The organism is Calditrichota bacterium (assembly GCA_013112635.1).
Taxonomy (GTDB): Bacteria; Calditrichota; Calditrichia; order Calditrichales; family J004; genus JABFGF01.
Window position 1 is genome coordinate 415,995 of the sequence record JABFGF010000002.1, and the last position, 11,859, is coordinate 427,853.

At 40.1% G+C, this 11,859-nt stretch carries 10 protein-coding genes; 4 read left to right on the forward strand and 6 right to left on the reverse strand.

Annotation, left to right across the window (positions count from 1 at the left end; translation table 11 throughout):
* Nucleotides 1-313 precede the first annotated feature (313 nt).
* The 4 genes from HND50_07040 to HND50_07055 are packed head-to-tail and all read left to right on the forward strand — an operon-like array spanning nucleotide 314 to nucleotide 4,674.
* Complete coding sequence (locus HND50_07040; GenBank protein NOG44968.1) at nucleotides 314-892, forward strand: pyruvate ferredoxin oxidoreductase; 579 nt, start codon at nucleotides 314-316, stop codon at nucleotides 890-892.
* Complete coding sequence (locus tag HND50_07045; protein NOG44969.1) at nucleotides 889-2,574, forward strand: FAD-dependent oxidoreductase; 1,686 nt, start codon at nucleotides 889-891, stop codon at nucleotides 2,572-2,574. The genes HND50_07040 and HND50_07045 overlap by 4 nt, the downstream gene beginning before the upstream one ends.
* The gene (gene porA / locus HND50_07050; protein ID NOG44970.1) at nucleotides 2,559-3,788 is read left to right on the forward strand and encodes a pyruvate ferredoxin oxidoreductase; all 1,230 of its coding nucleotides are present in this window, start codon (nucleotides 2,559-2,561) and stop codon (nucleotides 3,786-3,788) included. The genes HND50_07045 and porA overlap by 16 nt, the downstream gene beginning before the upstream one ends.
* Nucleotides 3,778-4,674 carry a 3-methyl-2-oxobutanoate dehydrogenase subunit beta gene (locus HND50_07055; protein NOG44971.1) on the forward strand — a complete coding sequence of 299 codons (897 nt, stop codon included), beginning with the start codon at nucleotides 3,778-3,780 and terminating at the stop codon, nucleotides 4,672-4,674. Before porA ends, HND50_07055 begins: the two co-directional genes overlap by 11 nt.
* Before the next feature lie 72 nt (nucleotides 4,675-4,746).
* Here the strand turns inward: HND50_07055 and HND50_07060 are convergent, their stop codons facing one another.
* The 6 genes from HND50_07060 to narH all read right to left on the reverse strand — a co-directional run bounded on the left by HND50_07060 (nucleotide 4,747) and on the right by narH (nucleotide 11,856).
* Entirely contained in the window at nucleotides 4,747-5,418 is a 672-nt protein-coding gene (locus HND50_07060; protein NOG44972.1) for a hemerythrin domain-containing protein, read from the reverse strand.
* Nucleotides 5,419-5,544: 126 nt separating this feature from the next.
* Nucleotides 5,545-7,173: an antiporter gene (locus HND50_07065; protein ID NOG44973.1), complete on the reverse strand. Its 1,629-nt coding sequence runs from the start codon at nucleotides 7,171-7,173 to the stop codon at nucleotides 5,545-5,547.
* A 91-nt stretch (nucleotides 7,174-7,264) separates the two neighbouring features.
* Nucleotides 7,265-8,764: a NarK/NasA family nitrate transporter gene (locus HND50_07070; protein NOG44974.1), complete on the reverse strand. Its 1,500-nt coding sequence runs from the start codon at nucleotides 8,762-8,764 to the stop codon at nucleotides 7,265-7,267.
* A 109-nt stretch (nucleotides 8,765-8,873) separates the two neighbouring features.
* Nucleotides 8,874-9,602, reverse strand: coding sequence for a respiratory nitrate reductase subunit gamma (gene narI, locus HND50_07075; protein NOG44975.1), 729 nt, complete (start codon nucleotides 9,600-9,602; stop codon nucleotides 8,874-8,876).
* A 24-nt stretch (nucleotides 9,603-9,626) separates the two neighbouring features.
* Nucleotides 9,627-10,292 carry a hypothetical protein gene (locus tag HND50_07080; protein ID NOG44976.1) on the reverse strand — a complete coding sequence of 222 codons (666 nt, stop codon included), beginning with the start codon at nucleotides 10,290-10,292 and terminating at the stop codon, nucleotides 9,627-9,629.
* Between the two features lie 7 nt (nucleotides 10,293-10,299).
* Complete coding sequence (narH, locus tag HND50_07085; protein ID NOG44977.1) at nucleotides 10,300-11,856, reverse strand: nitrate reductase subunit beta; 1,557 nt, start codon at nucleotides 11,854-11,856, stop codon at nucleotides 10,300-10,302.
* Between the last annotated feature and the right edge of the window lie 3 nt (nucleotides 11,857-11,859).

Here is an 11,859-nt window from a genome sequence, read left to right on the forward strand (position 1 = left end):
TTAGAAGATTTAATTTTCTCTGAATATTATAACGAGGCTGCTCATCAGGGCAGCCTTTTATTTTTCTATATAAATCCATTATTTGCATTCACCAAATAAAAAAACAGCTATTATCAAGTCGTAACCAAATCCTCAGGCTTATCATAAAAAACAACTGAAATTATTTCTAAAAAATCCCCGATAAAAACCTTTTAACTTTTTGTTATCCCTGTTTTAATTTAGTATATTTGTAGTGGATTTTCCTCACTGTATGATGGAAATATCCCTGATTAGTGAATGAATCGCTAATCACTACTTTAATACAGAGGTAATTATGATCGAAATTAGAATGCATGGACGCGGTGGACAGGGCGCCGTGATCGCATGCAAAATTTTAGCCAACGCCCTGTTTAGAGAAGGTAAATTTGCACAATCTTTTCCCGCTTTTGGTGTAGAACGCCGTGGTGCCCCGGTTATGGCTTTTACACGTATTGATAACAAACCCATTCATCTCCGCACAGAAATTTATGAACCCGATCACCTGATCATTTTAGATGCCAGTCTTTTACAAACAATTGATGTAACGATCGGTTTAAAACCGGCTGGAAAGATTTTGATTAATAGTGGGCTGGAACCTTCGTCCTTTAAACTGCCGCAAAAATTTGATGTGATGACCATTGATGCAAATTCGATTGCAGTAAAACACGGCCTGGGAACACGGTCAACACCAATTGTAAATACAGCTATTTTAGGCGCTTTCTCAAAATTTACTAAAATTATTGGCGTCGAAGCGATAGAAGTGGCCATTCATGAATCCGTCCCGATAAAAAAGAAAGCAAATGTGCTGGCCACACATGAAGCGTATGAAACATTAAAAATCGATCCTATCATTCATTTGATGGAGCACTCATGAAAAATGCATTAAATCCTAAAAATGGAAAACCGGTTTTTGCCATGTCGGTTACCGATATGAGCAAAAATAAGACCGGCAGCTGGCGTTATATGCGCCCCTATTATGAAAATAAAACAGCGCCTTGTATAAAGGGCTGTCCGGCCGGTGAGAAAATCCCCCTTTATTTTGAACTTGTAAAAAAAGAACAATTTGAAGAGGCCTGGCATGTTATCCTCGATGATAATCCTTTACCCGGTGTTTGTGGTCGTGTTTGTTACCATCCTTGTGAAGGAGTTTGTAACAGAAAAGAATATGACAGCCCGATTGCCATCAACAATATGGAGCGATTTGTTGCTGACCAAAACATGGATAAAGGATACCCCAAGCATTTTCATGCTGAAAAAACAGGATTAAAGGTTGCAATTATTGGTTCCGGTCCTGCAGGATTATCAGCAGCCTATCAGTTAGCCCGGCTTGGACATTCTGCAACTATTTACGAGGCTTTGCCAGAACCTGGCGGAATGCTTCAAATGGGTATTCCCAAATACCGTCTTCCCCGTGAAGTTTTGGAAAAAGAAATAAAAGATATCCAGTCGCTTGGTGTAAAAATTAAAACAAATTGCAAGATTGGCAAAGATATCGATTGGCAAAATCTACAGATGGAACACGACTCTGTATTAATCGCAACCGGTGCTACCAAAAGCCGGCCTCTAAATGTTCCCGGTGAAGACAAAGAAGGCATATCATCCGGGTTACATTTTTTAAAAGAGTTTAATATTGAAAATAAAAAGGAAGTAAAGAAGAAGCTGGTTGTCGTCGGTGGTGGTAATACTGCCATCGATTGTGCTCGCAGTGCTATCCGCCTTGGTGCAGATGTGACCATCGTTTACCGCCGTTCACGCCATGAAATGCCGGCTGTACCTGAGGAAATTGAAGAAGCCGAAGCCGAAGGCGTTAAGATAAATTATCTGACAAATCCTGTTGAATTTATTGGCGATGAAAAGGTTGAAAAGATTCGCTTAATAAAAATGGAATTAGGAGAACCGGATGAAGATGGACGCAGAAGACCTGTTGAAAAGGCTGGATCTGAATTTGAGATTGAAGCTGACCAAGTGATGCTGGCCATTGGTGAAACACCAGATCTGGATTTTTTACCTGATTCCATAAATGAGCAATGGGGTCGCGTCAATATTGATTCGTACCAAATGACAAATTACAAAGGTGTTTTTGCTTGCGGTGACTCAGCAAACGGGCCAATAGGTACAGTGGTAGATGCTATCGCCACGGGAAAGAATTCCGCTTTTACAATTGATGCTTTTTTGAATGATAGAAACTATCATTTTATAAACCAAACCAAGCTGGTTCCGTTTGAAAGTATAAATCTTGATTATTTTAAAAAGGAAAAAAGACCAGTTCAAAAACGGAGCGATCAGGCTGAGTTGGTGGATAACTTTTTTGAGGTAAACCTTGGTATTGACCAGGCAAATGCAATCAACGAAGCAGAACGTTGCTTTAGCTGTGGTTACTGTACTACCTGTGATACGTGTCTTGTATTTTGCCCGGATGTGGCCATTAAACATTCTGAAAACGGAAAAGCATACGATATAAATTATGATTTTTGCAAAGGCTGCGGCATCTGTGTGCATGAATGCCCGCGCGATGCCATGTCTTTTGATGAGGAGATAAAATGGAAAACGGAATAATAGCCAAAGGGCTTGAAAAATATTTTAATCCTGAAACCACCGCGGAAATAAGAGTTACAGAAGGAACACACGCAGCATCTTATGCTGTTGGCCTGGCACGGGTAAAAGTAATATCGGCATACCCGATTACTCCGCAAACTTCTATTGTGGAAAAACTATCGGAAATGTGTGCCTCCGGCGATATAGATGCTGAATTTATAAAAGTAGAATCGGAACATTCTGCCATGGCTTGTGTGATCGGTTCCCAGGCAACAGGCGCAAGATCTTTCACAGCAACTTCCAGCCAGGGTTTGGCCCTCATGCATGAAGAACTACATTGGGCAGCAGGAGCGCGCTTGCCTGTGGTGATGGTTAATGTAAATCGCGCTTTAGGAGCTCCATGGAATATTTGGGCCGATCAAGGTGACAGCCTTGCCCAACGCGATACGGGCTGGGTTCAACTTTATGCTGAAAGTAACCAGGAAGTTTTGGATATGGTTTTACAAGCTTATCGCCTTGCAGAACAAATTATGCTTCCGGTAATGGTTAACATGGATGCCTTTTTTCTTTCTCATACAACAGAACCTGTGGCTCTGCCAAAGCAGGAACTTGTAGATCAGTTTCTGCCTGAGTACAATCCTAAATTTAAGTTGGATATTAATGATCCTCATGCTTTTGGAGGATTGGCTAAGCCAGATGCCTATATGGAGTTACGCTATAATATTCAAAAATCCATGGAAGATGCCCTTCATCTTATCCCAACAATTGCTGATGAATTCGATACAATTATCAAAAGGCATCACGGAGGATTGGTTGAAGAGTACCTAACAGAAGATGCAGAATTTTTACTTGTAACTTCCGGCACAATAACCGGAACAAGCCGCATTGTAATTGACCAGTTCCGAGCAAAAGGTGTTAAAATTGGTTTACTAAAAATGCGCGTATTCAGACCATTTCCTGTAGATATTGTAAGGTCCATAGTTAAAAATGTCAGCAAGATTGGTGTACTCGACCGCAACATTTCTTTTGGTCATGGAGGCATATTTTTTAGTGAATTAAAATCTGCATTATATAACTCGGATAACCATCCACTTATGAACGGTTATGTTGCCGGGCTTGGTGGAAGGGATGTTACACCAAAAACAATTGAAAAAGTTATCACTCATTTAATCGCCAGCACACAAGGCGAAGACTTAGTTTGGATGGAGCTGAATTATGAGCCAGATGAAATTTGAAATACCCAACCTTGAGTTAATGAAATCGGGACATGTTGCCTGCCCGGGATGTGGCGGCAGTATGGCCATGCGCTATGCCTTAAAAGCACTAGGGCCAAAAACCATGATTGTAATTCCGGCATGCTGTTGGGCAATTATTGACGGACCAAGTCCATGTTCTGTAAATGGTGTTCCTGTTTTGCATGTTGCTTTTGAAACAGCCGCGATTTCCGCATCAGGAGTAAAAGCCGGTTTAAGAAGACAGGGAAAAGACGACGTTACTGTAATGGCCTGGGCCGGTGATGGTGGGACTTTTGATATTGGTATGCAGGCTCTTTCCGGAGCAGCAGAACGTAACGAAGATATTATTTATGTCTGCTATGATAATGAGGCATACATGAACACAGGAATCCAACGCAGTTCTGCAACACCATGGGGTGCATGGACGACAACGACTCCTACAGAAACACCAAAATCAAAACCGAAAAAAAATATTATTGATATTTTGCTGGCCCACCATATTCCTTATGTGGCTACTGCCTCAGTTGCTTATCCTGATGATTTTATCCGGAAAATGAAAAAGGCAAAATCAATTCGCGGAATGAAATTTATCCACGTTCTATCTCCTTGCCCACCAGGCTGGAAATCTGCACCTGAAGAATCAATCCAGATTTCAAGATTGGCTGTAAACAGTAAGGTTTTCCCATTGTATGAGGTTGAGGATGGTTTTCGCTACACTATGAGCCTTGATCATAAAAGTACTCCGGTTAAGGAGTATATAAAACACCAGGGACGCTTCAAACATTTAAGTGATGCACAAATAGATCAAATACAAAAAGATACCGATCTGAAGTGGGCAGTTTTAATGAAGAAAGTAGAAATGGGTGAACTTTTTTCAGATAATTGATTATTTTCAATATCACTCCCAAGCTAAGTTGGGAATGATATTTGAATTAGACAGTTGGTAAAGTTTGATGTTTTATTCAAATCTGGAAAGCTGTTTTTCCATTTCTGTAAACTCTTTTTCAGAAACCAGTTCAACTGCTGAAGAAAAAACAACACTGTCTTCACGAAAGATATGCAGCCGCAACATTTCAACAAGAGCCTTGCCTTGTTCTAGTGCCGCATCTAAAGTAATAGCCCGCGAAGCCGTATCCGGTAACCGTGCGGATAATCCTAGAAAATTAAATGTAACAGCAGCGAGTTGCATCAACTTTATATGGTCATCTTCCAACATGTCTACAGCTGTTTGAGGATTGAGGCCTTGCCCGTGCTCTCCTTTTTCCAAAAAGCGCGCTTGTAATGTTGGAAATAAAATCTTTTCTTCTTTAAGATTGTGCTGCACAACCTTCTCGTCCACAAATGAAAAAAAGTTTCTCAATCCTTCATCAATTTTAGGATCAGCAACCAGGCCTTTTTCTTTTAGCTGATTTAAAATAGAGTCAAATTCATCCAGCTGCTTTATACAGTTTTTGTGCTCGTCCATTAAAACTTGAAGAAATGGCGGCATTTTTTCATAAGGGATAGCATCCATATCCGGAGGTTCGTAAGCCTCAGGCGGGTTCATTGGTGAAAATTCGTCTTGTTCCGTTTGTTTCTCAACCATTCTTTTTAATGGATCTTGATTTTGCAAATCTTGTAAGTTTTCCATCATTTCCTTTTTAATATTTAAAAAACTTCTCTAATCTTAATAAAAAATGCCGCAGGATTAAAACCTACGACATTCATTATATCCTTAAAACTTTTATATTTTATTAATTATTTCTAACCTTGAATTTTATGGATTTTTGAACTCAGCTTTTGGCCCAAGATAATACCACCAGTTTAAGACAGCACATAAAGCATAAAAGACTGCAAAACCGTACATAGCCAACTCCGGTGTGGTAGCTTTCATTTGTTCACCTATAACTTTTGGAATTAAAAATGCACCATAAGCCGCAACAGCAGAAGTCCAGCCTAAAGCCGGGCCGGCCTGTTCGACATTAAACACCATTGATATTGTACGGAAGGTAGAGCCATTTCCAATACCTGTTGCCGTAAATAGAATTACTATCAATACAAAAAATGGCACAAAATAATCTTGCGGAGTTGCTGATTGGTAAGCTAAATGAGAGTAATAACCAACCCCAATTGATGCTAAAACCATAACAATTGCAACAAACTGAGTTACAATTGCCCCACCGGTTTTATCGGCAATTTTTCCACCAACTGGGCGAATTAACGCCCCGATAAAAGCACCAACCCAAACATACATAAAAGTAGCAGGGCCATCAGGATTTGGTGTATTATGGGTCATGACACCATCAACCATAACATGCTTAACACTAAAAATATACTCAATTGCCAAACCAACCGCGGCGGCAAATCCAATAAAAGAGCCAAACGTCATTGTATAGATAATGGTCATAACCCAGGTATGCTTATTATCAAATATTTTGTATTGGCGTTCTAAGTTCGATTTGATTTCTCCTGGAGAAAGTTTTTTCATTAACAACACTGTCAATGCAATAACAGAAGGAAGGGCAATCCATTTAACCCATGTTAGGGATTTGAATGTTAAAATAAAATATAATCCAATTGCCGCAGTCACAAATCCAATAATCAATAACCAGGAAATTCGCCCAAAGGAGATAATAGGGTTTTTTAAATCGGGCGTTACGGCATCTGTTTTAATATTGTTCATTTTAAACCAGCCCAAAAAAGCCAAAGGAATAAGGAAGACCATCCAGATCCATCCTGAATTAGAAAGCCACGTTTCAGATCCTGCTGCGATTCTTTTAAAGATTGTCCCACTTGAACTTGACAAAATCATCGAATCACCACTTAAAGCTCCAAGCATTGGAAATGTCATAACCAGAGGAATAAGAATTTGCATAGTTGTCACACCAAAATTCCCCAAGCCGGCATTCATTCCAAGTGCGTAACCCTGAGTCTTTTTTGGATAGAAAAAGCTGATATTGCTCATTGAAGATGCAAAATTACCTCCACCGAAGCCCGATAAAAAAGCCATTAGCATAAAAAACTCAAAAGATGTGCCGGGATCTTGTAAACCTATTGCCGTTCCGATAGATGGAATCATTAGCAATGCAGTCGTAAAGAAAATTGTATTCCTTCCGCCAGCAAGACGAATAAAAAATGTACTTGGGATCCTTAAAGTAGCCCCGGTAAGGCCGGCAATTGCTGGAAGCATAAATAATAACCCCATCGCTTCATCGGGTGATTTGCCAAACGTAAAACCTAGGCTCTTCATTTGAACAGTAATAATGCCCCACATCAACCAGACGGCAAAGCCCGCAAGAAGGCTGGGAATTGAAACCCATAAATTCCGGTTAGCTATTGACTTTCCTTCAGTCTCCCAAAACTGTTCATCTTCAGGATCCCATTTAGTCAGATTTATTTTTGACAATTCCTTCTCCTATTTTAGTAAACTTGATGTTTGATCTGGATATTTGCCCATTGTTTGGCAACAACGCATAACAATTCAAGCAGCCAGGGAATTATTTATGTGGGCTAAGGTCGATATGCTCCAGGGCCTCTGGCGCTTCTTCTTTGATCATGGCTTCTGTGGCCCGGTGCAGCCAAACCAGACAAATCGCTGAAAGCAATAGCATAAACATCCAACAGCTTGTCCACAAACCTGTTCCTTCAAGTAAATAACCGAAAATAATCGGGCAGAAAAAACCACCCAAGCCTCCAAGGACACCCACCATTCCACCCACAACACCAACTTCATCCGGAAAATGGTCAGGGATTAAACGGTAAACACCCGCTTTGCCAATACCCCAAATGCTGCCGATAAGTATTATCAAAATTGCGAATATCCAAACATTTGCCTGAAAATATATCCGCGTAACACCTTTGGCCAACAAAGCTTTTTTGGGTACCTGTTCACCTATTTTCACCATTGGCTCTTGCCAGACTTCTTTGGTTGGAAAAATTAAGAGCTGGTTATCGATTATTTTGTTTTTATTTGATTTTGAAATGACCGGGTAGCTTTTCTCATCAACTTTTATTAATTCATCCGAGACAAAAGTTACTTTACCACTCTTAGTATTCATAATTCCCCTTCCCGGAGAATAAATGTCCATACGTGGTATGGTCAACATCAGGCTAATAATCACGGAAGTGGCCAGTACCCAAAACATAACTTTTCGGGCACCCCAATGATCTGACATCCAACCGCCAAGCGCACGAATTACACCGGATGGAAAACTAAACAATGCTGCAAAAATACCGGCTGTAACAAGGGGTAGGTAATATACATTTACAAAATAAGGTACAAGCCATTGGGAGAAAGCGACAAAGCAACCAAACACCAGAAAATAGTATACACCAAAACGCCAGACCCGAATATCTTTTAATGGAGCTAATGTTCCTTTTAATGTTTTCTTGGAAACAGAAGGTTTCTTATTAGTTGTAAACAAAAAGAAAATAACACCCATCACCGCGAGTGAAATAGAGTAAATAATTGGAAGCGTACGCCAGCCATCTATATTTGCACCGTTGTTTGTTAAACTTTTCAGAACAGTAGGTGCAAGCAATGTTGTGATAGCAGCCCCGGCATTCCCTGCTCCAAAAATTCCCAATGCACGGCCTTGCCAGTTTTTTGGGTACCAAACAGAAGTATAGGCAATCCCTATTGCAAAGCTGACCCCGGTTAGACCAAACCCAAAACTTGCCAATGCGAAGTAAATGAAGCTATCGGCATAGGAGAGTAAAAACATTGGGATTGCGCAAAGAATTAACAAACCACTAAAAATCGGTCTGCCCCCAAATTTGTCCGTCAAAATACCTGCCGGGAGCCTGAAAACCGCACCGGTCAAAACTGGTATTCCCATCAACCAGCCAATTTCTATAGGGCCCCAATCGAAAACCTGGTTGTCCACTAAAAAAGTTACCAAAACACCATTCAACATCCATGCCGCAAAACAGATAGTAAATGCTAAAGTGTTAAAGAATAAGATTTTATGAGATTTGAACGACAGATGGTTATCCATTGATACAGCCTCAGTATTGTAGATTCTTCATAAAATGCTAGAAGTCAGAAGAGTATAACAGTTTGTGTTCCAATTGTTTCAAACTCTTCTTGTCCTCGAGTTTCGCAGATTAATTATTCTCAGGCCGCTTCATTGTCCATGGTGAATTTGGATTGCGTACCTGTTTACGGTGCCAATACCACATCACCCTTTGATACGGCCGCCAGATATAATGCAAAGGCACTACCAAAACATGCACCAATCTTGAGAAAGGTATAAATAAAACAATTAAGTATGCGCCAATAATGTGCAGTTTAACGAGTAGCGGAAGGGCAGCAACTGCGCTGATATCTGGCTGTAATAAAAATATTGAGTAGAGATAAGGTGTAAGAACGGCAGCAAACCACGATGAACCCCAGCGGGCAGTTAATGCAACCAGTAATCCTAAAATAACCTGGGCAAGCAATAATAATTCGATAGTAATATCCATCGCGGAAGTCACTTCTTTTAACCGTGGGTCCTTCAACCTTCTGATAAAAAGCATCATAAGGCCAAACAAAACAATTATTCCAAAAGTGAACGCTGTAATTTCAAGTATGAGCAACCTTAATGGATGGCTATTAAATGCCAACACGCTGTCTGGAATAAGGAACGCGGCCAAATGTCCAAAAAATAAAAATAATATGCCCCAATGGAATGGCACAGCACCCCAGAACAAACTGCTACTTTCTAAAAACTGTGAAGAAAGTGATGAGTAATTAAACTTGGTTACTTTATAGCGGTAAATAGTACCAACAAAAAACACAACGAGCGCTATATAGGGTAAACCTATATAAAAAAAGTTATCAAGTACGGACATTTTTAATACCTTTCCAGATATTTATTATTGTGGTTCAATCTTCATTTCACTGCCAACTGATTTAAGAAAATCACTTCTTGATTGCTGAAGCTCAATTTCCTTAAAATTAAAATCCTCGCGCATAACCTGGTAAACCGCTTTTAGTGGAAATTGATAAATCAGGGCATAATCATTAGAAGTTTCTATTATTGTTCTGTGATGCTTTCTGTAAATAACATTTCTTTTCTCAATCTTTTGTGGATTAAACTCAGTGATAATTTTCTTAACCGCCGGTGCAACAATCTTTTCAACCAAGTTTTCCCTAAATTCAGGCTTTTTCATTTTATGCAAGAGGCGTAAGATATTAGGAAGGTGATCTGCAAGTTCATTACCACAATCGACCCCCGCTTCTTTGTGTTCACTGTTTAGGTTTACTAAAACCTGGCCACGCTTATAATCATCACCAAACAACACATACCCTATATCCAAAGTGGTAGCGGCCTGAACATCAAACGAACGGGTAAACAATTCTTCAAGTTCAATCTGTGATGCCTGTAAAACAAAATCTGTAAATTTCCTGAGTTCATTCCCCGCAATAGGATAATGTTCATCAAGATAGGCCTGAGCTTTCCCGGCTACATCTGAAAATCCAGCAATGGGGTAATAAAACAAATCTGCTAATAGACTATATTGTTCATAGGAATTGTTCATTAATTTTTTATAATCCTCTCTCTGGTTTTTCTTTAAATCCAAAACCCAAAGAACCTTTTGTATCACCCGTAAACTCCATCATCTCAATGGCCTGTTCTCGATGTGCTGCCGGAATAACAAAGCGGTCATCAAATTTTGCAAGAGAGGTCAGGTAATAAATTTCATCCACTGAGTCCGCTGTAAGGCCAACATCTTTGAGAACACTATTTGCTTTTGTTTCATCAATATCACCAACAGTTTTGTAACGACGGTAGATTCGTACTGCCATAAGTTTTTTAAGTACATCTTTTATTTTATCCTCATCGCCAGCACTGAACATATTGGCCATATATTTTAATGGAAACCTGGCCTGGTCAATTGTGCCCCAAAGCTCTTCTGTGCTTGTGTCGTACAGCCATGTATCATTCCAAAACTTAGCAATAGGATCCATTTTTTTTGATTGTTCTTCGTTATCAGAATCGCTGAGCGAAGCCATAACTGGCAATAATGGCGGTACATAAAATAACATGGGCAGTGTGCCAAACTCAGGATGGAGTGGCAATGCCATTTTCCATTCTTTAACAAATTTATAGATAGGTGAGTATTGTGCGGCTTTGATTGTAGAATCGGCAACACCATTTTTCTTTGCAGCAGCAATTACTTCAGGATCAAAAGGATCGAGCAGCATTTCCCTTTGGCGGTCTATCAGGTTTTGGTCGTTATCACTTTCAGCGACCGTAGATTCAATTTTATCCGCATCATACAGCATAACACCCAAATAACGAATCCTGCCAACACAAGAATGCATACATGCAGGGGCATGGCCAGACTCAATCCGCGGATAACACAAAATACATTTTTCAGATTTTCCCGTACCCCAGTTGAAATATGATTTTTTATAAGGACAAGCTGTAACGCACATTCTCCATGCACGGCATACTTTCTGGTTTATGAGCACAACGCCATCCTCGCCACGCTTATAAATAGCGCCGGATGGGCAGGATGCGACACACGCCGGATTGAGGCAATGGTTACAAATTCTCGGCAAATAGAAAAAAGCCATCCGTTCTAACTGGAACATTGCTTCCTGTTCTGCCGGTGTAAGATTTTCCAAGTTCGGGTCATTACGTGCATAATCTGGCGTTCCACTCAGGTCATCGTCCCAGTTTGGCCCCATTTTTATATCGATGGGCTTACCTGTTATTAATGAAACCGGACGTGCAGTTGGCTGGTCATTCTGTGCCGGGGATTCAATGAGATCAAGATATTTATAGGTAAAGGGCTCATAGTAATCATCAATTACCGGCAAGTTTGGGTTATGAAAAATATTTAACAGGCCACGTAATTTTCCAGCGCCGCGCAGTTTAACTTTTTTCCCATTTTTTACCCAGCCACCTTTATAGATTTCCTGGTCCTCCCATTTGGTAGGGTATCCGGTTCCAGGTTTAGTTTCCACATTGTTCCACCACATATATTCTGCACCTTTACGGTCAGTCCAAATATTTTTACATGCAACAGAGCAGGTATGGCAACCAATACATTTATCAAGGTGAAAAACCATTGAAACTTGCGATCTTACATCCATAAT

Coding starts and splice junctions, on each gene's coding strand:
- narH (NOG44977.1), bottom strand. CDS start 11,856: ATGGATGTAAGATCGCAAGTTTCAATGGTTTTTCACCTTGATAAATGT.
- HND50_07055 (NOG44971.1), top strand. CDS start 3,778: ATGAAATTTGAAATACCCAACCTTGAGTTAATGAAATCGGGACATGTT.
- HND50_07070 (NOG44974.1), bottom strand. CDS start 8,764: ATGGATAACCATCTGTCGTTCAAATCTCATAAAATCTTATTCTTTAAC.
- porA (NOG44970.1), top strand. CDS start 2,559: ATGGAAAACGGAATAATAGCCAAAGGGCTTGAAAAATATTTTAATCCT.
- HND50_07080 (NOG44976.1), bottom strand. CDS start 10,292: ATGAACAATTCCTATGAACAATATAGTCTATTAGCAGATTTGTTTTAT.
- narI (NOG44975.1), bottom strand. CDS start 9,602: ATGTCCGTACTTGATAACTTTTTTTATATAGGTTTACCCTATATAGCG.
- HND50_07060 (NOG44972.1), bottom strand. CDS start 5,418: ATGGAAAACTTACAAGATTTGCAAAATCAAGATCCATTAAAAAGAATG.
- HND50_07040 (NOG44968.1), top strand. CDS start 314: ATGATCGAAATTAGAATGCATGGACGCGGTGGACAGGGCGCCGTGATC.
- HND50_07045 (NOG44969.1), top strand. CDS start 889: ATGAAAAATGCATTAAATCCTAAAAATGGAAAACCGGTTTTTGCCATG.